Raw genomic sequence first — 24,098 nt, 5'->3', positions numbered from 1 at the left:
CGGACCGCGCTGAAGCACTGCACGTGGCACATCGAAAAGAACGATACGAGGAGCGTGAGAGCCACCGGCTCCGCCCCTCGGTCCCGCACCCCATAGACCGGGCCCCTCTGGAAGGGGCCGACCACTACAACGAATGAACACAGGAACGGATCTCTGATGAATGACTTCCACAGCACCGCCAACGCGACGCAGGCAGGCCCTTGGGCAACGAAGGTCGAGCCTAGGCGTAAGGCGCCGAAGAGCGCTGAACAGCTCCTCGCCGAAGCCGAAAAGCGGATGGGTCTGCTCCGCACGAAAGTGATTGCGAACCGTGATCGGCAGCGCATGGAGCTGGTCGCCGACCTGTACGCGAAGTACGGCGTTGAGGCCGTCACGGACGACATGAGCGAGACGCAGCGGCTCCTGACGCTCCGGACCAAGCTCGGCCTGTAGCGGCTGCCTGGCACGACGAAGCCCCGCATCACCGTTCAGGTGTGCGGGGCTTCGTCGTGCTATGCAGCGTCACGGGAGGGCAGCGCCCTCCCGCACGGGTGAGAGTATCGAGGGGGGCAGCGCCCGCCTTGATCGGGGTCGAGTGGGCAGCGCCCCCGCATGCAAAGGGCAGTCCATCGAGCGGAGCGAGAGGGACTACCCGGTCCGACCGAATCATGGAGCGCAGCGATAATGATTTCGGTCGGATTGCTTGCCAGTGTCCTGTCAACTAGACTGTTGAGCACGGGTCCAAGCTTCGAAGAAGCGAAGAACCGGATGCGAGACAGGCTTGTTGACAGGACACACGGAGGGCGCGGGCTATGAGCGAAGCGAAGAGCTGGGAGCGCCCGACGATGGCCGAGGCGGACACCCCTCAGGTGGCCGCCGAGTCCTCTGCCGTAAGCCGCAGCGCAGCTGCGAGCGAGAGGGCGAACGAGCGCAGCTCGGCCCGCCCGGTGAAGGGCATTGTCGTCACCGTGAGGATGACGACCGACGATGCAGATGACCTGGCGTTCGTTCAAGCCGAGCTCGGCGCTGCGTCGGGACCCGACGCGGTCCGTGAAATGATCAGGCTCGTCGCGGCGCTACAGCACGACGAGACGCACCAGTCCGCGAAGACTCAGCGCCCCGTGGCCGCCGTTGACGAGGCTCTGCTCGCGGAGGTCCGCGACGCAGTCCGAGAGGTCACGACGAGCTACAACGAGCGCACGCGCCAGCTCCACTTCATTGGCCACAACTGGAACCAAATAGCGAAAGTCGCCAACGCTACGGGCAAGGTCAACACCGACGCCCTGCTCGGCGTCGAGCGGGCCTTGGTCGAGATCCGGCGACAGATGACGGCGGATGCCGAGCGCGACGCGAAGGTACTGGCGGTGCTGCCATTCCAGTCGTAGTGATCGGTAAGACGGCGATCGCCGCGCGCCTACTGCGCTACACCGAGAAGGAGAAAGCCGGGGGCACTGAACCCCGGGTTTTGTACTCGGAAGGCATCCGGTGCCGTGTCCCCACCGCCGAGCGGGAGTTCGCTGCGGTACGTCGTGTGCACGGCAAGCAGGGCGCGAAGCGGAAGGTCTCAGCGAAGTACGAGCTGCCCGAGCCTGGCGAGGTCGCGACGCATGTTCGGCGCGCGCGCCCGAACGGACGAAAGTACTGGGCGGTCGCGGCAGGCAGCACCGCGGCGACGCACGTCCGCCGCGAGGGCGACGGCTACGTCGACGAGATTCAGGCGGTGCACGTGATCGTCAGCTTCGGCCTCGACGAGGTGAACCCCGACGATCCCGAGCAGGTGCGCCGGGCATTCGAGTTCGTCACGACGATGATGACGGGCCTCTACCCGGGCGTCCAAATGAAGTGCGTCGGCCAGGCAGACGGTTTGGGTGCGGCAACCCTCGACGGATCACCGGGCAGAGCGTTGTTTCACGTTCACGTCGTCCAGAACGCCGTCGTCGTCGAGCGCATGGAGATCGACGGTCAGGTGTGGGAGGCCGGTCGAAAGATGTCCGGCGCCCTCACTGACATCCGCCGGCTGCGCGAGCGCGCCGACGAGTTCATCGCCCAGCGCGGCGCCGAGTACGGCGTCGAACAGAAGCTCCCCTCAGTGGCGGAGCAGAGAGCCGAGAAGCGTAGCACGCGTGACCGGCGCATGGCCGCCAAGGGTGCGATCTCGAACCACGACATCATCCGCGCCGCTTTCGAGGACTCGATGGACGACCCTCGCTCCGCGGACCTCGACGGCTTCGTCGAGGTAATGTCCGAGTACGAGGTGACCGTCAACCACCGCGTCAGTCGCGCGGGGAAGCCCGACGAGAAGCATGCGCTGTCGTACCGACTGGACGATATGAAGACACCGGTCCGCGGCACGACCCTGGGCGACCACTACGCCTTCGACAGCACCTTGCAGCAGCTCAACGCGAAGTCCTCCGGTCAGCAGCGAGAGCGGCGCCCCGAGCAGCAACGTGTCGGCGCTCCGAAGCCTCTTTCCGTGCCGACGACGCAAGAGTTGGCCGATGCTCAAGCCGTCGTGGCGCGGCTCGCCCACGATGAGCACATGACACAGACCGAAGAGCGCGCCGCACAGATCGAGAAAGAAGCGGACAACGACCTTCTCGATGCGATGATCGAAGACCTCGACGCAGCCATTCACGCCAGGGACTTCGGTGACTTCCGCGAGCTGGCACGCCTCGCAAACACGACCCTTGAGAAAGAGGCGCGACGGAAGTCTCAACGAACCACCGCGGCTTCCTCCCCCAAAGCCACAGTGCAGGACCACCACGTGAGAGCCCCCGAGCCGCGGCAACCCGCCCCTGCGACGAAGCCAGCTCAGCAGAAGTCGTCCATCGAGGAACGAAGGACGGCCGCGCTAGATGAGGGTCACGAACAAGCGGACGCTAAAACTCAGGGCGAGGTCCCTGATTACATGCTATCCAAGGCCTCTGATGTCGGGACACAGACCGACGAGGCCCCCGCGCCGCTCGAGCAGAGCGCTACCTTGCCGGTACCCGACGGCGTATCACTCTCAGCCCTCCGCGAAATTCAGGAGGCCCGGGCGGCCACCCAGATGACTCCCGTGGCAACCAGTGAGCAAGAGCTCGCTGAAAGGATTACGAACACACCCACAGCCGAAGAAGCTACCGAGAAGCTGCGCAAGATCAACGAGCGTATCCGGCACCTAGGCCTTCCGTCCGTGTCGCCGGAGCAGCACGCGGCGAACCAAGCGATGACGCCCGAGCAGCGTAAATGGAGAATGGCGTATCCCGAGTTGTTCGAAGACACCACGCCAGGCGCGAATCCCAGTCGGGAGCGAAACGGACTCACAGACTGACGACACCGTTGCGCCGCCACCAGATGACTCCGCCCATATCCACTCCCAGCCTGTGAGTCTTCTAGGAAGCTATGAGCCGCCGAGCCAAGGCCCAATTTTCCCGATCCTCGTATCTGAGAATAATCCGCACCATGGAGAGACAGGTGACCTTTCGGAGGCCTACCTACGCAGTCGCAACGGCGCCGAAGTAGGTCTAATCTGCCGTTCATGACCCCTTTCGCGTCCGCCCAGGACAGCGCCGATGGACGAGTCGGTCCGCCGGTCTTGAATGACGCCCTGCGACAACTCGGAGAAGCCATAGACCACCTGGCAGGTGACTCGGACTACATCATCCGTGCCCTCACCGACATGCTGCTTGCGATGAGACCAGCCTCAATGAAGAGGCTGACCAGGCAGCAGGAGGCCTTCTTGATCGAATCGGGGGCCTTCACCGCCGACGAGTTGGTCTCGACGTCGCGAGAAGTCGACAGAGGATCCCTGCTGCTGGGCGCAGCCGAGGTCTGGTTGTCGAACCTGTTCGCAACCATGTCGCTCGAGAACGTCACAGGATTCCTGGGCTGGGACGAAGACGCCGTGCGGGCGGCAACCTCCGCGGAACGCCTGTACGCGATCGAGATCTCCGGGCGGCTCCGCTTCCCGGTCTGGCAATTCAACGTCGGACATCCCGACAAGCGTATTCCCGGGCTCACCGAGGTCATCGAGGTCGTCACCCCGCGGTGGGACTGGCAGAGCGTCGCCGGATTCATGGCGACACCCCAGCCAAGCCTCGTCGCAAATGGGCGCAAGACGCCCGTCGAGTGGCTCCGCGACGGCGGCGACGTAAGCGCTGTGAAGCAGATCGTCGAAGCAGACGATTGGCAATGAGAATCGTGGCCGTCACCTGCCGATGACAGCGGGGTCGGCTTGAACTATATGACCAAGTGACTGGAGAAGGAGTGATCAACAGGACCATTAAGAGAGTCATTGCCAATATTCTCGTCGACTGCACGTCTGTCGCAGCGACCCATTACCTTGGGGGTCCTGGCCAATGGGCGTAGCGATGGGGCTGTGGCGGGTGGACGGGAACAACCTCACCCGCGTCACACCTGCGTCCGTCTCACGGGAGTGGCAGCTGGATTCCGCCATCGAGTCGGACCCGTCAATTCTGGGCGATATCCTCCTGATCAAGCGACAGGCCAAAACCTCCTTTGGTGGCCGCATCGATTTTCTCGCGATGGACGGGACAGCTACAGCCATTGTGGTCGAAGACAAGCGCGGCATGGCGCACCGCGACGTCATCGGGCAGATACTTGGCTACGCCACTTGGGCCGCTCAACTGAGCCGGGCCGAACTCAGTAGCATCTTCGCCGCCGATCACCCGGACACCACTCTGGCGGAAGCTTTCTACAACAAGTTCCACCGATTGCTACCAGCGGAAGTCGGTGCAACCCCGATTCTCACAATCGTTGCAGCCTCCATTGACGCCGAAACCGAATCCATCTTGCAGCTTCTCAGAGACCACAACCTGCCTATCAACGTCTTCTTGTTCCGACGCTTCGACGACCTTGGGACGTCATACCTCGGAACGTGGCTCGTCGAGAACGATGCCCAGACAACCGAGATTGACTCGACCGCACGACTTACAACACGTCAGGGGCCCTCCAGCTCAGACAAGTCAGCATCCCTCAAAGAAATCACAGCGATGAGCGCCGCGCGTGATCGAATCGATCAGCAAATTCGCTCACACGTTAATGAGCTTCGCGCAGATCCCCACAGCGCGCGCTCCTGGGCGAATATTGCCGATGCGATCGGGGTACCGTCAGCCGCCGTCGCCCGACAGCTCTACGGATCTGATCTCACCCGCGCCGACGACCAGGTGCTGTCGTATTGGAAGGCATTCGTCGCGCGTTTCACCTGGGACTTCCTCCCTGCCGGCTTCCTCTACGCTCTCTACGAATACTGGATGAGCAAAGAATTCCCCGAGGACACGCCCGTCTTGAAAGAGCCATTCACTCGACTACTGTACGCCGCAGCAACCGCATCAGGCGGGTGGATCCATAGGCGGTCCCGTCCCGGTTCTCTGATGGACGCAGTGGAGCCTCTGACCGAGCTGGTGCCCCATTGGACGCGCAACCGATCCAACGCTGCCATGCACGGCCTACGCAGGCTCAAATCCGTGCGCAGCTCCGTCGATGCGGCTGAAGCGTCGCACCGTTGAGCAAACGCTTTGGCTGTCTGTCTTCTTCTCGATTGCCAAGCCTCTGGACTATCGGCGGAACTTTGTTCGAGAACCGAGTTTGCCGTCAGACTTTTCCTGTCGAACGGCTGGTCAGCAGTCAGCTGTGCACAAATATATACGCTCAACAGCGGTTCCGTGACCCGCCGACTCGAGCGCGCTATTCAAGCTCGACGGCCTTTTCGACCTTCTGCAAACGCGAAGTGTGCATCGCTTCCTCGCATCCGACGAGACGCAGCCCGGCCAGCTAATCCGCGGCTACGTCGATGAGAGAAGGCCGATCGCCGGATACGACCAGGACAACGATCCGACGCGCACCGATCTCGGAGGGAGTTCACATACGCACCCGCGGCGGGCCACACCCGCAAAAGTACACAAAGTCCACAATGTGATACACTGTTGGTATGAATAGTGATGATGACCTCAAACCCTTTCTGAACGTTCGCGAGACCGCGAGACGTCTTGGCGTGCACGAGAACACGGTCAGGAACTGGGTGACAGCAGGCACGCTGGTGTCGGCTCGGGTTCCCGGCTCGACGCAGCATCGATTTGCTCGAGACGAGGTGCTTCGGCTGCAGAAAAAACGGGGAGCGACCGCCTCTTCGGTGGCACCCGCGTTACGTACTGACGGACCTGAGCTCGTCACCGCTAACGAACTGAACATTTGGGCGTCGCGAGATGACGCAAAGGGCGCCTTCCCAGAGTTGATGCGCCGCCTCCTCTCGGTTACGCCGGGCATCACCAACTTGGATGTGCGCGCTCACGAGGGTGTTGCGGCGCCGGGCTGGGACGGGTCTGCAACGTCCGCGGGCAGCACCTATCTTCCGGCCGGCGAATTGCGATTCGAGTTTGGCACTGAATCCAACTCGAAGGGGAAAGCGCAGAGCGACTACGACAAGCGGGTGCTTGCGCTGCCCGTCGACGCGGCCTCCACCTTTGTGTTCGCCACGCCCCGCAACTGGGCCGGCGCCAAGGCATGGGCATCAGGTCAGGCAACAGAGGCGAAGTTTTCAGGCGTAAAGGCCATCGATGCACACATTCTTGAAGGCTGGCTTCAGGCGTCGCCGCCTGTGCACTACTGGATTTCCGAAAGACTGGGCTACTTGCCCAAGGACGCGAAAACCATCGAACAGTGGTGGAAAATGTTCCAGGGACGCACCACGGTGAAGCTTCCCTCGGGCTTCTTCGCCGCAGGACGCACCGCGGAAGCCGAGGAGCTGCGTACCGCCATCACTGGCGCGGGACCGGTCGACGCGATTGTCGCCATCCAGGCCCCTTGGCGTGATGAAGCCCTCGCGTTCATCTTTTCTGCACTGGCTGCGCACGGCGAGTTACTTTATCGCACCCTTGTCGTGACGGAAGACAAAGCCTGGCAACGGTTGGTCGAATCCTCCATCCCTTTGATTCTCATCCCACTGTTTGCTGGCGAGCTCGACTTGGCAGCCGCCGTCGATCGCGGGCATCGGGTGCTATTGATCGCCGAGCCTGACGACATCATCCGGAACGCAAAGAAGATCGACCTCAAGAAGATTGACCGGGCTGCGGCGCGCGAAGCGCTGAAGGCGATTGTTTCCGACTCGAACAGAGCGGAGGCAATGGTCGCACTCGCGCGTCGCAGTGTCCCCGCGCTGGTTCGTTCGATCGCACGGGAGCCACGTTTCCGCGCTCCTGAGTGGGTCGCTAACCCCGAGCAAGCTGCGGTCCTCGCCCCGCTGCTGTTGGCTGGGTCCTGGACGAGCAGTGAGGGCGATCTCGCCGCGATCGAGAAGCTGACCGGACGATCAAAGGACGATGTCGAACGCCTGTTGAGGAGTCTCGCCAACCGCGCAGACGCGCCATTCGTTCGTTCGGGTGGGGTGTGGCGTTTGACATCGCCTGCAGAAGCCGCGCTCCTCCTCCTTCCGAAACTCACCGACGGCGATCTGACGCGGTGGAATGAAGTGGTCTCGGAAGTCCTGCTCGAACGTGATCCGCACCAAGATATGGATCCCGTAACTCGACTGATGGCGAGCGCGCAAGGCAATAACCCGACTTACTCTGAAACGCTCAAGAATGGCCTCGCGAGCAGCATGGCGCTGACGGCTGCCAGCGACGAGGAACTTCCACCTGAGCTGGCAATGCAGGGCCGCGTCAGCAGGGTTGTCTACGAGTTGCTCGGTACGGCCAACGCGGACGAAACCGGGGCAACATGGGCGAGGCTCGCAAGTGCGCTTCCGAGCCTCGCTGAAGCGGCCCCCGAGGTCTTTCAGGACGCAGTCGAGCTCGACCTGAATCGCGTTGGCCCGGTCCTTCAAACCATGTTCAAAGATGGCGGAGCAGACACCATGTTCGGTCCGTCTTCACCCCACACCAACCTCCTGTGGGCGCTTGAGACTCTTTGCTGGTCCCCGCTTTACTTCGGCCGATCCGCGAGTCTTCTCGGACGCCTGTCCTCTCTGGATCCCGGCGGTCGGCTCAGCAACCGACCAATCGGGAGTCTGCAGAACGTCACGGCGGGCTGGATCTCTCAAAGTGGCGCAAGCGTCGACGAAAAACTTGCCATCATCGAACGCCTGATGCACCGCGAACCCGAGGTCGGATGGAAGCTGTCGATGGGCGTATGGCCCAGCAGCCACGCGATCGCTTTTCCGCCTTACAGCGCGACATATCGCGACTGGACACCTGCGAGTCAGTCGGTCACGTACACCGATTGGGGTCGCTTCGTTCACGGGGTGGTGGTCCTTGCGATTGCGGCGGCAGGCACAAACGCAGCCCGCTGGAAGGAACTCGTTCCCCAGATCGATGAGCTCCCGCCCGATGAGCGGGGTGCTGTGGTCGCGAAGCTGCGCGAAGTTGTCGACGCTCAGAACTGGTCATCCGAGGACGAGTACGCGGTCTGGGAAGCGCTCAGCAGTGAAGCGGATCGACACGAGGAATACGCCGACGCAGCCTGGGCTATGCCTGCCGATGATGTAGCGGCGTTTCGCGCACTTGCCGATGCTATTGCGCCTGCTCAGGATGCGCGCCGCTTCTCCAACCTCTTCGACTGGCGAGCCCATGTTCCTAACCTCAGGCGGGGCGACGAGGGATACGACGTCGAACTCGCGCGCCTACAGCGACAAGCTCTCAACGAGGTACTCGCTCGCGGCCCGGACTCACTTCGGTCGCTGACGATCGACGTCAAGACGCCACACATCATTGGACATCTGCTCGGCACAACGGCCGACCTTCCCGACCAGGAGATTCTCGGATGGCTGAACTCGACCGAGCCGAATCTCCGGCAGGCTGCACTGACATTCGCGAGCGCGAAAATCAACGCGGATGGCATCGCCTGGCTGACGAGCGCCCTATCCAGCCCAGCACTTCAAGAGGCTGAATCGCGAGAGATCCTGATGGCGGCTGTCCCGTTCTCCCGTGAGTACTGGGCAGAGGTGCCTTCACTCGGCGAGGGGCTCGAAGCGGCGTACTGGAAACACGCTCAGCACTACCAAGTTCCGCCCGGCGACCAAGCCGACGCCGTTCGGCTACTCCTTCAGCACGATCGCCCTTGGGAGGCCGCTGCCCTTTTGAGTGCCATGTTGCACGACCACCAGGAGCCTGACATCGATCTCCTCAAGAATGTTTTCAACGCGCTGCGACAAGGAACGGAGCCCATTCAAGACTCGACAATGAGCGGCTACTACGTCGGCACTCTCCTTGAGCACATGGAGCAGCGGGTTCCCGACGATGCCGAGCTTCCCGGTTATGAATTCATGTTCTTCGAACTCGTCCACGACCATAAGCCGTCCGGCGCCCTCTATCGGGCGCTGGGCAACGATCCAACGGACTTCGTCAACATGATCAGCGCGATATTCCGCGCCGAAGGCGGACCAAAGCGGACCCCCACCGCTCAGGAGCAAGCGTTCGCGCATCTGTCCTTCTCGGTGCTTCACAAGTGGCAGAAGCTCCCAGGTCTCGCCGAGGACGGAACAATTGACGCCGACCATCTGATGGAGTGGGTCAGGGCCGCGCGCCTGGCTCTTTCGGATAGCGGACGAGCATCAATCGGTGACGAGCAGATCGGCCAAGTTCTTGCATCAAGCCCCGTTGGATCTGACGGCGTTTGGCCCGCCGAAGCCGTCCGAGAGATCATCGAGAACGTTGGCAACGCACGGATCGACACCGGTCTGCACATCGGTAAGACGAATCAGCGAGGAGTCACTTCGCGTGGCATCTTCGACGGAGGCGACCAGGAGCGTGAACTGGAAAAGGAGTACCGAGACATGGCTGCCAAGATCGCGACCCGACGGCCGCGCACCGCCCGCGTGCTGCGAAGTATTGCAGACAGCTACCAGCACGAGGCCCGCCGCAACGACGCAGAAGCAGAGCGTATGGGGGACGACGGCTGACCGCGCTTCGCTGAGGCGATCGGGATGGGGACGTGAAGAAGCTCGGCCGCATCCCGGACGGCGGCGGTTGACGAACCCTGGGACATACCGTCGGCAGGAAGAATCGGAAGAAGTCCATGCCGATCGGGAGTTCGTTCCTACACTCAGCGATCCATGACGACTCCCGCGTGACGTATTCAGAGATCCTGACCGACGAGAAGAGCACGACCGCAGCAGGGTTCTGGGAGCGCTCCAACGCGTACTACCTCTCGTTGGGCGTCACGGTGCTGCGCGTGATCAGCGACAACGGCTCCTGCTACCGCTCCGGCGTGATCAACACGGCCCTCGGCGACATCAAGGACAAGTTCACCCGGCCGTACCGGCCCCAAGCCAACGGGAAAATCGAACGCTTCCACCGCACCCTCTACTTCGAATGGGCCTGCGCCCACCACTACGCCTCAGACCGAGCCCACTCGACCACTTACCAAGACTGAATCCACGGCAACAATCACCACAGACCCCATACCGGTATCGGCGGCAAGTCACCCATCGACCGCGTTCACAACGTCCGTAGGAAGAATAGGGCCGAAGCTTCGTGAGGTTCTGGGCCAGTTGGCCGTGAGCTGGTCGCGAAATATATCTACGCAGTAGAGGCCGCCGTTAACTTGATCAAGCGCCCAGGCGACGTTGGGTCAGTGGCTTAGCTCGTCAATGTGGCCCGCCCAAGCCTCTGGAATGGTGTCGAATCCGCGGCCTGAACGGACTATTCAGACCATTGCGCGCTGGTTGATAAAGTTATCACCGCGCGCGGCGGCTGAAAACTTTATCAACCGCTCTGGTTCCTGCGAGGCGCCGATCGGCAGCGGGTCAGAGGCTTGCTTGTGAATCTCTATTAACTTGCATTAAGGCTATTAACATCGCCCGGCCATTCGTCGCCTTCCCGGAGGCCTGTCGTAGATCCAGCACGCGGCAGCGGCGGCGAAACCTGGGCGGCCTTCCAGCCCCTCACGGAAGCTGTCGAGAGAGCGTCCCTGGGGCTGACGAGCGTCGATACGGTGGCCTCGCACGAGCCGTCGGCTTGCACACCCACTACTCGAGAATCATCGATCCCTCCTCCAGTCCCAGGTCGAGCGACTGCGACACCAAGCGCAGCGTACGCTGCGCATCCCCACACCAGGACGTCAACGCCATCTCAGTGAACACTGCCGGCGTCGATTGGGTTCGGGCCCAACGGTCATAATCACCGTGCAAGTGCCGACCGTAGAGATCATCGATCGCAATGCCAGCTTCACCTCTAGGCGCTTCGCCATCGACGTTGTAAATCGTGTGGGTGCGTTTCGCTAAATCGCCGACACCCTCGCGCAGGGCTGCAAAGTGGTCCCGTTGATTCGGCTGCTCCTCCACGATGAGCTCCACCATGCTATCGATGACTTTGGCGAGGTGGAGGTGGTCTGCACCGTAGAAGTACTTGCGCAGAAGCGCCAGATGCATGACGTGGCGCCAGTAGTCGGCCGGATCTCTCGTCACGCCGATGACGAACGATGCGGAAAGGGGAAAGATGTCACTCATAGCCTCGTAGTCGGCCACCGAGGACACAAACATGCGAACGCGATCATTAGGTGTCGGCGGCACGCGACCTGCTGCGGCCATCAGAACGGGCTGATGTCCCCGAGGAGCTTTTGAACCTGTCGCTCGGTCTCTGCCTCGATCAGCGCCGCCTCTTCAGCATCGGACAGTCCGTCTGGGACTACAACTTCGAATTCGCGCTTGATCTCGTCCATGGCATACCCCGCTCAATTTTCGCCAGCAGTCTGCTGAACGGCACAAGCATGGCAGCTACCCCCGACACGTCGGGTATGCGACGTGTGTGTGGGCCAGTTGAGGGTGAGGCTGCCGCGCGGGTCACCTGGGCGCCTTTTACGCAGGGATCCACACTGCTACTCCAAACGAAGCGTTGCCATAACCTCTGCTGCCAACTGGGATTTCGAGTAAGGCCGCGGGAGGTTGAATACGCGGGCGCCCCGGGACGTCAACTCGCTCTGGTAGCCAGGCTGTACCTTCTTTTCCAATAGCCTTGGACGGGAGGGGCATAGATTGCGATGACGAGCGGAACCTCATGCGCAGCCATCTTCGTTTCGAACTGCGCTCTGCCGTACTTAACCTCGTTTTTGGGCAGGTCAGCTGCGCTCGGGGTCGGCCGTCGGACGAGGTCTGCAAAACCGACGCCGGCTTCACGCGCAGCTCGCTCGAACTGACGCTCGCCATCGTTGACCTTCAGCAGGCCAGCTTTCACCAGCATCATCATTCGACCGCGCGCGCCCTGGCCCTGATAGTAATGACCCGCCGTGACGCTCGTCAGCGAGGGATTGATCCCCAGTATCACTGCCCGCGGTCGAGGAGGCCAGACTTCAGCGAGAGTGAGCACCTCAGCACCCATCCACTCGACGCGCTCCTGGTACCCAATGAGGTCGGTCATACTGTTGGCCTTCCGCTTTGCCACTCGCTGCGCCGAGCGACAGACAACTTCTGCCCGTCGTCGTGACTACTTGGCGGTACGCCCCAGTGTAGGGATAAGTGCGATTATCGGGGGTAAAAAACGAGACCCTTGAAGTGAGATGAGGCTGCGCAGAAAAAGGGGTTGGGAGCGCCCCAGATGAGGTGACATTTCTCATCAATCGCGCATCTGTGCTCGTTTACGAGCTGGAAGGTGTCCGTGTCAGGCAGCTGTGTCGGTGGTTGCTGCCATGCTGTCCACGACAGGAGTATCCAACGGCGAGGGGACCGATGACGTGAGTGAGATAACTGGGGAGCTTGCTCGGGTCGCCGACGCATTCAAGAGGCCGACGCTGTCGCTTTTGAACCAACGGCAGGCACCGGTGGTCGTCGCTGTTCTGAATACCTGCTTCTCGCGCGATATGCGGATGGTGCCGACTGCGAGGCTCCACGTCCTGGTCGAAGGCCTGCTCGCCGAGATGGCCACCTCAGGCACTGCTGAGGTGCCCGCGGGGTCCGGTCGCGAGGTGTGCATGCGTTGGACAGCGGCCCAGTGGCTCATTAGGTCTACAGCTCAGGATGGCAACGAGGTCTACTCGCTGACCTCGCACGCACAGCAGGCGCTCGACTTCATCGCGAACCTCCGTCAGGAGCGCACGGGCCTGAGCGAACACCGTATCGCGAACATCGTCGCGACGGCGAGGCGGATCAATCGCGAGAGCAACCCTGATCGTCAGGCGCGCATCGCCATTCTGGCCGCAGAGATCATCGAGTTGACTGTAGAACACGATCGACTCGAGGCCGGCGGCGAGATCAAGGCGATGACCGAGGACCGGATGCTCGAGGGCTTCGACGAGCTGCTTTCGCTCGTCTCGCAGCTCCCGTCGGATTTCAAGCGCGTCGAAGAGGCCTTTCGCACTGTACGTACCGACATTCTGGAGGACTTCCGCGCAGAACGTCGAGTCCCGGGAGAAGTCATAGATCGGTACCTCGAGCGCATCGACCACCTGATGACCGCCACGCCTGAAGGGCGCGCGTTCGATGGCGCCTTCGCGCTCCTGCGTGATGACGATCTCTTGAATCAGCTCCGCAGTGATGTAAATGTCTTGATAGGTCAGGGCGAGTCGTTCCTGGTGGATAGCGATCGTGTGGGGCTGCGAGGCATTGTGCCCCTCATGCGGCAGGGGCTGGACTCTGTGTTGGATCAGCGAAGCCGGGTCACGGAGGTGCTTCGGACCTACATCACGACGAGGGACGCTGCCAAGGACCGAGAGCTCGACCGTGTACTGAGGTCCCTGCAAGGCGGGGTCTCCACGTGGCTGTCGACGGCAGGACCACGGGAGAGCGTGCCGGTCGGCCTGCTGCCTGGGCAGATGGAAATCGAGCACCTGCGAGAGCGGTACTACGACCCTTCCGACGACGTGCCACTTCCGGATCTTCCGGAGGCCGATGACGAGCAGCCTGAAGGGCTCTCCATGGAGGAGCTTCGCCGCCGTGGTGGCCCGCGGATGGCGGAGCTTGATGCTGCGCTTCAGGCGGCACTGGAAACAGCGATGGACCGATCAGGCGGGTGGAGCCTGGGCCAGCTGTTCTCCGAGTTACCAGAACCGTTGCGCCGGCCAGTGGACGTGCTGGGTCTTCTGCATCTGGCAACCAACAGCAATGATCTAGCCCTCATTCCCGACACCGAGCCGTATTTTGCCATCCGCTCCGATGGGACAACGCGGGTTTTCCAAGTTCCGGTGCTTGCGCCGGGTAGCTCTCCTGAGGAGGAAGAACTGTGAGCCCTATTGAGCAGATCCGTGACAACGTGGCGCAGCCCGACTGGGCTGACGCACCTGTGACTGGTGTCGAGGACCGCGTCGGCGACCGCGTCGAGGACACGGCCGAGTACCCCTCCTACGACGACGGAAGTGCGAGCGCGGGTGACGAGGATGTTGAACCACCGTCCACGCATGCACTCTTTGATGGCGACGAAGGTGGACTGGAACTTGATGAACGCCGCGTTCTGGTCTTGCTATTGAAGAACCGGTTCATCACATCCGAAAGCCATCCGCGAGAGTGGAAGACGCTCGTCGCCTCCCGGCAGGTGATTGCGCGGCAACTCAATAACCTCTTTCTCGAGCTGAAGTTCGACTCGAAGCGCGAGGTCGCCTACAAACGCCCCGTCACCTCCGACACCGGGGGTCGCGATTTCCCCACCCTCGTGCACGATACGATCTGGCAGCGCGAGGAGACCGCACTGCTGGTCTTCCTTCGGGTCCGGGCCCGCAACGACGAAGTTCGTGGCGAGGTTCAGTCCCGGGTCAGTCAGGCAGAGATGCTGGAGTACCTCCGCGAGAATCGGCCAGAGTCCGCTACCAACCAGGTCTCCGACGACCGCAGGGCGGACAGGGCAACAACTGCGCTCAAGAGCGCCGGGCTTCTTGTGCGCACTAGTGAGGACGGCGTGTTTCGCATCTCGCCGGCGATCGAGCCGATGCTCCCGATGCCCACCTTGAACAATTTGCTGACGTGGCTCAACGTGCGCACGAAGGACGTAAGCACGGAACACGTCAGCACTGAATCCGGTGGTCCCACTGATGACGAAGCAGTAGGAGAGGAGCTCTCGTGACCTTGGTTCAGCAGATCTCGGCCATGATCGAGACGAACGAGCCGCAGTGGCGGGCCGAACAACTCCAGGTCGTGAACTGGGGCGGCTTTCACGGGCACGCCAGCGTCAATTTTGCGCCCGAGGTGACCGTGATTAGCGGGCTGTCTGGCGCGGGTAAGAGCTCACTGCTGGATGCATACCTCGCACTAATGATGCCGCCGAACGTGGCGTTTAACGGTGCCTCGAACGACTCCGGCTCAGGGCGTGCTCGCTCGGCCGACCAGCGGAACCTGCTGAGCTATCTCCGCGGCAAACTCGACGACACACTCGAAGAAGGCGAAGTCGTCGACCACGTTATGCGGGGTCGCGGTACGCCCACCTGGGGTGCAGTGGCGATGACGTTCGTCAGCGACACTGGTGAGCGCTATACGGCGATGCGCGCATACTTCGTTCCCACGCGCGCCTCGCGCGCATCCGAGATCGGCGTTATGCGCCTGATGGCGATTGCCGGCGAATTCGACCTGCGCGACCTGAAGCCGTACGCCATAGTCGGAGAGCACCATTTCCCGCCGCGTCAGCTGAAAGCGACGTGGCCCGATCTGGCCACCTTCGACTCGTACAACTCTTTTGCGCAGGCGCTCTTCGTCAAACTAGGCATCGGCATGGGCGGTGACGGCACGAACGCGCTGCGGCTGCTGGCACGCATCCAGGCCAGCGAAGACATCTCCACGGTGGACAAGCTGTACAAGGATCTCGTGATCGAGACGCCCGACTCGTATGAGAAGGCAGACGCGGCGATCGAGCACTTCGACCGGCTGGAGGACGTCTACCAGGAGATGGTGACTGCCCAAGAGCGCGCCGAGCTGCTTGAGCCAATCACAAGCGCCTACGCGGCGCTGGTCGGGGCACAACAAGCGATCGAGAATGACGACGAGCTCGGTGCGCTGGATGCTGAATCCACCCCGGCGGGGCTCTGGCGTATGCGTCGGCACAGCGAGATCCTCGCTCGCGCCATCGAGAAGAACCGCATGGCTGTTCGTGTCGACCGCGCGACGCTGGACGAACTCGTCGAAAGCGAGGAACGACTCAAGCGCCAGCTCGCAGCAGCACAGAAAGAGCACAGTGACGCAGGCGGCGACCTGCTGATCGAGTTAGGCATTCAGATCGAGACAGCCAAGCGTCAGGTAGAGGCTCGCGAGGACCGCCGGGGCCGACTCGTCAAGGCCACCATGTCGCTGAACGCGTCGATAGCATCCCGTATGGAGTTTGACAGCCTCCAAGAGAAGGGACGCGAGTTCCTCGGCGAGTATCAGGACAAAGCGGACCGGTTGGTCGAGCATCGCGACGAGGTGACAGGTTACAGCTGGCCGCTCAGGGATCGCATGAAGGGCATCCGCGCGGAATTGGAGTCTCTCGGCAACCGCTCCGGCCGGATCGACCAGTACCTGGACGACATGCGCCAGGCGGCCGCAGAAGCCTCTGGGCTCAATCTCTCAGATCTTCCTTTCGTTGCCGAGCTGATCGACGTTCTGCCCGACGAGGAGCACTGGCGTACCGCGATCGAAACCTCGCTGTACAGCGGCGGCCGACTCATGCTGGTTCCCCTGGAGCATCTGGAGCACTTCTCTCGGAGCATCGATGCGTTGCACCTGAGGGGGCGTCTGAACTTCGAGGGCGTGTCCCAGTCGCAGACCCAGCAGCAGCTGATCCTCGAGCCCGACCGCATCGCCGGGAAGCTTCTTTTCAAGGACTCGCCTTATCAGAGCTGGGTCACCGACTACGTGTCGCATTCCTCACGCAACGCGCTGTGCGTCGCCGGACCTAGCCAGCTTGGTGGCAACGATCTCCGGATCACGCCTGCCGGTCAGACCCGGAGGGGAAGGCGAGGCAGCCATGGCCGTCAGTCTTTGCGCAATGTCATCGGCTTCGACAACGCCGACCTGAAGGTCGAACTTGCTGAGGAGCAGCAGAGCCTCGAGGCGCAGCTGACGGCAACTGAAAAGGAGGCTGATCGGATCGGGGCAGAGATCGCGTCCCTCAGCTCGAAGAAGGAGGCGTATGCCCGTGTCCTGGACGAGAAATGGCTCGATCTCGACGTTGCCGCTGTGGTGGTGGAGATGCAGGAACTGTCGCGACGTCGTGACGAGATTCGCGACAACAACGACGTCCTGGGCGAACTTGACCGCCAGATTACGCAGCTCGAGAGCGACCTTGAGGAAGTGCAGGGGCTGCGTCACGGGTTGAACGCTGCGATCAGCACGCTCGACGGCAAGCATGGAGACTACGTCGATCTCGAAGACAAGATCAATCCCGTCCTTGCCGGCGTCGAGGATGCCGGCGTCGTTATCCTCCGTGACGAGTTGGCGCGTGATCTGGACGCCCTATGGGTGAAGGTGCTCGCAGGCGAGGCTGAATTTCCCGAGTCTTTCGAGCAGCATCTCAAACGCTTGCGCGATGAACTGACGCAGCGCAGTGACGCAGCCAGCGCCGAGGTGACGCGGTTTACGCTGGAGATCGAGACGATCTTTAGGCGGTACAAGAAGCTGCCGGACGACGACTCGAATGTCGGCACGACAGTTGCCTTTTACGACGATTACGCAGCCATCCTCGATGGGATCGTGCAGTCGGGTCTGCGCGAACGGCGCGATGAGTGGCGGCGACGGTTGCTGGTGTGGAGTGGCGAGCACTTGCAGCAGTTGGCCACTGCTTTAAGCTCAGCTGTCGAGGAAATCGAGGATCGCCTCGATCCCATCAACCTGATCCTCAAGGACTTGCCGTTCGGCGCCACGAACGACCGGCTCTACATCGACTTGCGCCGACTGCAACCCGAGGCCGTGGTGAAGTTCCGCAAGGAGCTCCTCCAGCATGCCCGCATGGCGACAACGGGTCTCGCTGATGAGGAGCTGGAACTTCGTTTCAAGGCTCTGCGGCGTTTTATGGCGCAGATCCGGGGCAAGGACGACGTTCGGCTGCCGCAGGATCTCCGGGACGTGGCGGATCGCGACAGGCTGCTCGATGTTCGTCGAAACGTCGAGATCACCGCGCAACGCCGGGGCCTCGACGGGGAGCCGCTCAGCATCTACCGGTCATTGCAGGGAAAGAGCGGCGGCGAGATGCAGGAGCTGATCGCCTTCATCGTCGGCAGCGCTTTGCGGTTCCAGCTCGGCGACCAGCAACGCTCACGACCGAGGTTTGCCCCGGTCTTTCTTGACGAGGGATTCATCAAAGCGGACGGGCAGTTCACGTCGCGCGCGGTCGAGGCCTGGCGCGGCCTCGGGTTCCAGCTGATCATCGGTGCTCCGGTCGACAAGGCCCCCTCTCTTGAGCCACATGCAGATGTCATTGTGGAGATCGCTAAGAATCTCGCCACGCACCGGTCCTACGTGCTTGAGATGCGCGGGCTCAATCGCGGGCTCGATAACCCAGCCACCACAGGATGAAAACGCCAGCTGACATCGGTAAGGAGATCGAGCGCCGGCTGGTGAGGACCTGGGCACGAGCGCTCACCAACGAGAGCAACGGGAGCGACGAAACAGCGTGGTGGCCGCACCGGTTCCCGCTTTTGGGCGGCTCGTCACACACCATCGAGGCGGATTTCTCCGCGGATTTCGCCGCCGTGGTTGGACTCATCGACGACTGGCGCGCCTGGGCGCGGAGATTCGACGTTGAGCTCCTGGACCGTGGCAAACGCATCGGTGGGGTCACCTATTCGATTCCGTCGCACCTGGTCGCACCCTCGCTCGATGACGCTGCACGCATCTGCGGCGGTGAGTGGCCGAAACGTCTTGAGAGGGGGCGTGCCCGTCTACAGGCTATGCGTCTGCGGTTTCCGGAGCTGGGGGAACTTTCCGGTCTGCTCAGGGCTGTCGACGGCTTCACCGACGTCGACTTCGAGCTGCTGCTGAGGGCCGGTGCGTGGTTCGCTGAGAACTCTGCGGAGGGTCTCACACCGCGCCAGGTGCCGTTGGAGGGCTTCCATGCAAAATGGCTGAACACCAGGCAGCATCTGGTGGCGACCCTCGCTGGGAAGCCAGACCTCGGGCTTGCGCAGAATCACCCATCGAGGATCCACTTCACCTACCTCGACCCTAGCCATCTCGCGAGCGGAGGTCGCAAGCACGACAGCGCCACTGTTGGAGACAGTTTCGAGCCGGCGTATGCGCCGGAGGTTCTGATCATCTCCGAGAACAAAGACACTGCCGTCAACTTCCCAGAGATGACGGGTGCAATCAGCGTCGAAGGCGACGGCCGTGGCGGCGGGACTTTCGCGTCCTTCGGCTGGCTCGTACGGGCCCCGGTCGTCATCTATTGGGGCGACATGGATGCCGACGGGCTGGAGATCCTCAACGGTTTCCGGGCGGCGGGCGTGCCTGCGCGCTCGATATTCATGGATACAGCGTCATTTGATCGCTGGGAAAGGTACAGCACCAACGTCGACAAGAGCGGCGCCATCCTGACCTGGCGCGACCCTCGCGCTGTGCCGCACATCATTGGCGACGAGCTCCGGCTCTACCTCGACCTGGTACATACCGCGTGGTCACGGAATCGCCGAATTGAGCAGGAGAGGATTCCGCTTATGGTGGCTCACGCAACAGTCGTGGCTACCGTGGCGGCCGCAGCCACCGCCACCGCGGTATCCGTGTCAACTTGACCTGACGGGTTATTTACCCGCCTCGGCAGCGGGTATACGCGCAATTAGAGCAGCGAGCGTCTCACGCAGCGTCTGGCTGGTGGCGCGCTCCTCGGCGAACTCCTTCTCTAGCTCCACCTTTGCCTGTTCAGCGGCCTGGAGCTCTGCCTTGGCACGGGCCTCGTCGGTCCGAGCTAGGAGTAGCTCAGCGTCGTGGGCGGCGCGCTCGCTTGTGTGAGCCTCGGCGGTGGCGCTTGCGGACCGGTCGGCCTCGTCGAGATTCTCGACGAGCTCAGCGATCTCGACCTCAAACGTCGCTGCCTGCGCCCGCCATTCCCGCTCAACGGCAGCGTGTGATGCCGAAGCCAATGACGACGCTTCCGTCCACATCAGGCCTGCGACTCGTTGCGACTGCTCCACGAGCGCAGCGGGAAGCGCCGCGATCGTCGCGCCGGATGAAGCTCGTCCCTCGCGCCATCCACGGAGATAGCGGGTGGCATCCGCGTTGTTAACTCCAGCGCGCTCCCGGACAGAGGCGACAGTAGGCTTCCCCCCTTCTCGCTCGATGTCGTCGGCTGCTGTATTGATTCGCGCTTCGGTGCTGGCCTCGGTCATGGTCCCTCACATCACGTAGTAGTAGTAGTAGTAGTAGTAGTAGTAGTAGTAGTAGTAGTAGTAGTAGTAGTAGTAGGAATACTACTTCAGCGCAGCTGATCCCGCCTATCTGGTGAGCCAGTACGACCCAGACCCCCGCGTCCGAAGCCTGACGCTTGGTTCTAGTGAGATGCCAGCGTGCCGACCCTTGGGGGGCGCCAACCACCCTGAAGTGAGATGAGGCTAAGTTGAAAAGGCGGGTTGCGACTGTCGACCCTTGACGAGAGTCCGTGCATATCGGCGTCGGACTACGGATCCGCGACGAGACACGCCAGACTGGCTACGAGCCGGTTCACGCGCCGCCGAGAGGAACTCGAGAATGACTGACCAACGCATTTGGAGCAACCACGCAGGTGGCTACAACGTATGCAGTCACTCCCCGTGCAACAAGAAGACAGACTGGCAGATCCCGGATCATGACTGCTGTGGTCGGTGCGGTCAGGGACGCATCCATCTGAAGGAGGCGATGAACAGTTATGGCGGACCGGGCGCCTTCCCCCACAAGTATTGGGAATCGCTCCCCGGCGCCTGCGCAACCTGTGGCTTGGCCAAAGATGCCCACTGAGCGTTTTGTCGCAATGTCTACGCCAGGGAAGATCACGCGCATACAGCCGCACGTGATACGGCCCGGTGTGCCCTTGCTGCGCGACTTGAGCGACCAGAAGGTGCGTGACCATATCTTCGAGGAAGCACGCAAAGACGCGAACTCTTCGCTTTTCCGGAACCGGCGCGCTGCGACTCTTAGGAGACAAGGCGGCTAAGTCTTCAGCGCGAGGGCAGGGCGACGCGGGGATTATCGCTTCGCGCGACGTTCCGACTCTGCGACCAGTTTCGCGGCGTGTTCGACGAGCGCCCGGGCCGCAGCGTGTCGGACACCGGCTGTCCCGTACTGGTAGCTGCTTTTATCGGCCAGCAGCGCGTTGAGATGCTTGCGCAGCGCAGCGTCCGGCTGAGTCGCTTCCACGAGAAGGGCCACGGCGTCGTTGTGGTTTCCGCTGCGGGAGTACTCTCCCAGGACAATGCCGCAGATGACGTCTGAGGCCGCGATGCCCGCGTTCACCGCATTAGAGCCGGCCACCTTCCAGGCGGACACGGTGTCGTCTTCGACGAACATCTCGGCTGCCTCGAGGAACTTCCGTGCGTCTGCGAGCCGAGCTTCGATCGCGGGCCGGTCGATGTTCTGGCGCTTGCTACCCTTGCGGGCCATTACTGGTGCTGGACTACCGTCGGGAGTTCACCGATCAGGACTTCGCTGTCGTTCAGCCACAGATCGACAAGCGCATCACCACGTCCTGCGGATTCCACGAGGCCGTCCACGGTGATCTGAATCACCTGTGCGGGATTGCCGGTCCAGAGCTCTACGCGTCGCCCCAACTCGTCGACGAAGTCCTCGCGGAGGCTCGCTGGTGTGTCGTCCGGGTACACGACCAACAGGTCGACGTCGGAGTCGGCTGTGGCTTCACCTCGTTCGACCGACCCATACAGCACTACAGCGGTTCCGTTCGGGGCGCCCTCGTTGGCAAGATCGCGGATGCGCTGACGGAACTCAGTTAAGACATTCATCGCCGTCTCCACGGTCGACCAGAGTAGATGCGCCCGATTCGCCCGGTAGAGCGTCTCCGCCTGTCGGGACGCTGTCAGCACGAGCCCGGCCCGCGTCAGACGCGCCAAGGCTCCCTGCACGCCTCTGATGCTCACCGTTCCGCCGAGGAGACGTTCGATCTGGCGGCCGTTCACCGACGCCGACCCGCGCGCGAGGGCGGTCAGGACTGCGCCCTCAGTTCGACCGAAGACAGTGACAAGTGGCATCCCGAGATCCATCGAATCCTCCAAGCGGGCTGTGAAGCTGATACCTCCATGATACACGTGATACAAAAATGGCTCAAGTCTTCAGGTAACTCTCGGATAGAGGCCTGGACATCGAAGCGCCGTTCTACACCGCTCCCTGTTACCCAGTGGCACACTGGGTCCGCTCTAATTCGTGTTTACCGTTGCTAAACACAAATTAGAGCGGGACTAGTGGTGGTTGTCCTTGGCAAACACGAGATGCGCCATTGCGGATTTACGTCCGGCTCGTCCTCTGTCTCTGGGATGCTGGTGTTTCTGGCATGCTGGGCGGATGGGCCCGGTACTCGACAATCTGCGCGACTTCTGCGGCACGTACCTCTTCTGGTTCCCGGATTTCGCACAGTCTCCCGGATTCGCAGGGTGCTTGGCCGTCGTCGCTGCCGTTATCGCTTACATCGCGACGACGAAGAACTCCCGCAAGGAGCAGTGGTGGAAGCGCGCTGAGTACGCACTAAACCTGACCCTGGCGGAGGAGGAGACCACGCAGATAACCGGCCTCGAAATGCTCGACGCGCTCGAGTCGAAGACCGAGCCAGAACGAGCGTTTATCAAAGCGGCAACGCAGTGGTTCCTGGACAAAGGGCTCACGGAGGTATCCGCTGGTCCTGCCGACGAAGCATCTGCCAGCGAAGTACCGTCCGCTGACGACGATGATGCGCCCATACCAACTGGCAGCCGCGCTCGAATCTTCAGTGCCATACGTGGTATTTTCAGGATCCCGCGCGCATAATGGATACAGGATCAGGAGGCGCACCATGACGATCAACGAGATTCAGCAACGTCAGAGCGACAGCCGACCTAGCCCGAGAGCTCAGGCCGTAGCCGCGCGTGTTCGAGTGAACGCAGATCGCCGCGGCGGCGTAGCGACGCCAAAGTGGATCGTCAAGCTGTCTCAGACACCCGCCGCGAAGTAGTTTCTTTTCTCGCCAAGACAGCGAGCTCGTAACCGGCTAGATGTCTTCCTCGAGTGCGTGCCGCGGATCGACCGCACGCCGCCGCGCTCGACTCGTTTGCGCGACTTGACCGAGCAGAGCGTGCGCAACCAGATCTTCGAGGAAGCCCGCGCAGACGCGAACTCTTCGATGCTCCGGAACCGGCGCGCTGCGACTCGTGCGAGCCAGGCCGGCTAGCACAGAGCATCGTAGTGCCGGCCGTTCCGGCTCAAGTCAGGGCTGGCCACACCGGGGCCGGTTTGGACCGTGGCTCGGAGACGTTCACCAACCTTCAGGCGGTGACTCAGCGAGCGATCGCCGCGACCACCTGAGCTGCACGGATCGGCACGCGTTCGACGAACCGCGCGACGATGTCAGTTTGGAGGTGCGCTGGCAGCGCCGACGCAGCGGCGGTGCTCAGTTGTGGCACAGAATCCGCGACCGCGCTCGCCCAGTCAGTGACCAAGACACGGCTGAGGCCGGCCTCTCTGGCGATCGCGCCCCACTCGAACCAAGATTGCTGACCAGCTGGATAGTCTGCTGCAATGCGCATCGAGAGGTTCGTCTTGCGGAATGCAGCGTCCATTCTGCGGCGATCGTCGTCCGGGCGGCCGGCATACGGGATGCAGCTGCTTATCGCCCCGCTTCCAGGTCGCCGGGGTCGACGCTCGTTGTGAGGGCAGGTGGGGCTGCACTCAGGCCCGAGGTCCAGCCTGCGCTCAGGCCCGAGGACTCTTTGCGCATCTGGAGTAGCGCACGCACCGTATCTGACGCGATTAGCGACTGCCGCCAGGTGCCTTCACGGGCAACCTTCGCCGCGCTGTCGGGCTGCGGGGGCCGGATCTCGAGATTCAGCTCCAGAGCGTCGAGGACCGCGAGCAGCCGGGCGGTGCCGATGTCGTTCTTGCCCTTCTCCAAGCGCGAAACCCACTGCCTGGTGGTGCCGATCTGCTCTGCTAGGTCAGTCTGCGAAAGACTGAGTTCGGCTCGGCGCCGACGGATGAGCTCGCCGAGCCCGACCAGGTCGTTGATGAGCATATCTACCCCCAATGGGATACGAGTATTCCATGTCTCAAGCATGGAACTCTGCTGTTC

The 24,098-nt window shown here is 62.1% G+C and carries 19 protein-coding genes and 1 pseudogene; 12 read left to right on the top strand and 8 right to left on the bottom strand.

Going from position 1 to position 24,098, the window contains the following annotated elements:
* The first annotated feature begins 156 nt into the window (after positions 1-156).
* The 7 genes and pseudogenes from E3T35_RS06260 to E3T35_RS06230 form a co-directional block, all read left to right on the top strand.
* On the top strand, positions 157-432 hold the full coding sequence (locus E3T35_RS06260; RefSeq protein WP_134378161.1) for a hypothetical protein: 276 nt from the start codon (positions 157-159) through the stop codon (positions 430-432).
* Between the two features lie 359 nt (positions 433-791).
* The gene (gene mobC / locus E3T35_RS06255) at positions 792-1,364 is read left to right on the top strand and encodes a plasmid mobilization relaxosome protein MobC (RefSeq protein WP_134378160.1); all 573 of its coding nucleotides are present in this window, start codon (positions 792-794) and stop codon (positions 1,362-1,364) included.
* Entirely contained in the window at positions 1,364-3,292 is a 1,929-nt protein-coding gene (locus E3T35_RS06250; protein WP_166789851.1) for a relaxase/mobilization nuclease domain-containing protein, read from the top strand. The genes mobC and E3T35_RS06250 overlap by 1 nt, the downstream gene beginning before the upstream one ends.
* A 207-nt stretch (positions 3,293-3,499) precedes the next feature.
* Entirely contained in the window at positions 3,500-4,156 is a 657-nt protein-coding gene (locus tag E3T35_RS06245; RefSeq protein ID WP_134378158.1) for a hypothetical protein, read from the top strand.
* A gap of 163 nt (positions 4,157-4,319) precedes the next feature.
* Positions 4,320-5,489 (top strand): hypothetical protein, encoded by a 1,170-nt coding sequence (locus E3T35_RS06240; protein ID WP_134378157.1) that lies wholly within the window; start codon positions 4,320-4,322, stop codon positions 5,487-5,489.
* Between the two features lie 422 nt (positions 5,490-5,911).
* Positions 5,912-9,874, top strand: coding sequence for a helix-turn-helix domain-containing protein (locus E3T35_RS06235; RefSeq protein WP_134378156.1), 3,963 nt, complete (start codon positions 5,912-5,914; stop codon positions 9,872-9,874).
* 29 nt (positions 9,875-9,903) lie between these two features.
* A pseudogene (locus E3T35_RS06230) lies at positions 9,904-10,452 on the top strand (integrase core domain-containing protein); the annotation flags it as partial.
* Positions 10,453-10,942: 490 nt separating this feature from the next.
* On the opposite strand, the gene E3T35_RS06225 reads toward E3T35_RS06230, so the two are convergent.
* From E3T35_RS06225 to E3T35_RS06220, 3 genes are all read right to left on the bottom strand, one after another.
* A complete protein-coding gene (locus E3T35_RS06225; protein ID WP_134378154.1) occupies positions 10,943-11,503 on the bottom strand; it encodes a hypothetical protein in 561 nt (186 codons plus the stop codon).
* The gene (locus E3T35_RS20010; protein ID WP_255577965.1) at positions 11,503-11,634 is read right to left on the bottom strand and encodes a hypothetical protein; all 132 of its coding nucleotides are present in this window, start codon (positions 11,632-11,634) and stop codon (positions 11,503-11,505) included. Before E3T35_RS20010 ends, E3T35_RS06225 begins: the two co-directional genes overlap by 1 nt.
* Before the next feature lie 248 nt (positions 11,635-11,882).
* Positions 11,883-12,329, bottom strand: a complete 447-nt coding sequence (locus tag E3T35_RS06220; protein WP_134378153.1) for a uracil-DNA glycosylase family protein — start codon at positions 12,327-12,329, stop codon at positions 11,883-11,885.
* Positions 12,330-12,597: 268 nt separating this feature from the next.
* On the opposite strand from E3T35_RS06220, the gene E3T35_RS06215 reads away from it, so the two are divergent.
* The 4 genes from E3T35_RS06215 to E3T35_RS06200 are packed head-to-tail and all read left to right on the top strand — an operon-like array spanning position 12,598 to position 19,590.
* The gene (locus tag E3T35_RS06215) at positions 12,598-14,130 is read left to right on the top strand and encodes a DUF3375 domain-containing protein (RefSeq protein WP_198420998.1); all 1,533 of its coding nucleotides are present in this window, start codon (positions 12,598-12,600) and stop codon (positions 14,128-14,130) included.
* Positions 14,127-14,960 (top strand): DUF4194 domain-containing protein, encoded by an 834-nt coding sequence (locus E3T35_RS06210; protein ID WP_134378152.1) that lies wholly within the window; start codon positions 14,127-14,129, stop codon positions 14,958-14,960. The genes E3T35_RS06215 and E3T35_RS06210 overlap by 4 nt, the downstream gene beginning before the upstream one ends.
* The gene (locus tag E3T35_RS06205; protein ID WP_134378151.1) at positions 14,957-18,379 is read left to right on the top strand and encodes an ATP-binding protein; all 3,423 of its coding nucleotides are present in this window, start codon (positions 14,957-14,959) and stop codon (positions 18,377-18,379) included. The genes E3T35_RS06210 and E3T35_RS06205 overlap by 4 nt, the downstream gene beginning before the upstream one ends.
* On the top strand, positions 18,376-19,590 hold the full coding sequence (locus E3T35_RS06200; RefSeq protein ID WP_134378150.1) for a Wadjet anti-phage system protein JetD domain-containing protein: 1,215 nt from the start codon (positions 18,376-18,378) through the stop codon (positions 19,588-19,590). Before E3T35_RS06205 ends, E3T35_RS06200 begins: the two co-directional genes overlap by 4 nt.
* A gap of 9 nt (positions 19,591-19,599) precedes the next feature.
* On the opposite strand, the gene E3T35_RS06195 is transcribed toward E3T35_RS06200, so the two are convergent.
* The 3 genes from E3T35_RS06195 to E3T35_RS06185 form a co-directional block, all read right to left on the bottom strand.
* A complete protein-coding gene (locus E3T35_RS06195; RefSeq protein WP_134378149.1) occupies positions 19,600-20,184 on the bottom strand; it encodes a DNA-binding protein in 585 nt (194 codons plus the stop codon).
* Between the two features lie 832 nt (positions 20,185-21,016).
* Positions 21,017-21,430, bottom strand: coding sequence for a hypothetical protein (locus E3T35_RS19550; protein WP_198420997.1), 414 nt, complete (start codon positions 21,428-21,430; stop codon positions 21,017-21,019).
* Positions 21,430-22,032: a nucleotidyltransferase family protein gene (locus E3T35_RS06185; protein WP_166789850.1), complete on the bottom strand. Its 603-nt coding sequence runs from the start codon at positions 22,030-22,032 to the stop codon at positions 21,430-21,432. Before E3T35_RS06185 ends, E3T35_RS19550 begins: the two co-directional genes overlap by 1 nt.
* A gap of 310 nt (positions 22,033-22,342) precedes the next feature.
* Here E3T35_RS06185 and E3T35_RS06180 point away from each other — a divergent pair, with 310 nt between their 5' ends.
* Positions 22,343-22,801 (top strand): hypothetical protein, encoded by a 459-nt coding sequence (locus tag E3T35_RS06180; protein WP_134378147.1) that lies wholly within the window; start codon positions 22,343-22,345, stop codon positions 22,799-22,801.
* A 506-nt stretch (positions 22,802-23,307) separates the two neighbouring features.
* Here E3T35_RS06180 and E3T35_RS06175 read toward each other — a convergent pair.
* Together E3T35_RS06175 and E3T35_RS06170 are read right to left on the bottom strand one after the other, a co-directional pair.
* A complete protein-coding gene (locus tag E3T35_RS06175) occupies positions 23,308-23,589 on the bottom strand; it encodes a hypothetical protein (RefSeq protein ID WP_134378146.1) in 282 nt (93 codons plus the stop codon).
* Positions 23,590-23,636: 47 nt separating this feature from the next.
* Positions 23,637-24,041, bottom strand: coding sequence for a helix-turn-helix transcriptional regulator (locus tag E3T35_RS06170; protein WP_166789849.1), 405 nt, complete (start codon positions 24,039-24,041; stop codon positions 23,637-23,639).
* Positions 24,042-24,098 lie beyond the last annotated feature (57 nt).

The organism is Cryobacterium sp. TMT1-2-2 (assembly GCF_004403505.1).
Lineage (GTDB): Bacteria > Actinomycetota > Actinomycetes > Actinomycetales > Microbacteriaceae > Cryobacterium > Cryobacterium flavum.
This window is presented reverse-complemented; position numbering and strand designations above follow the sequence as displayed.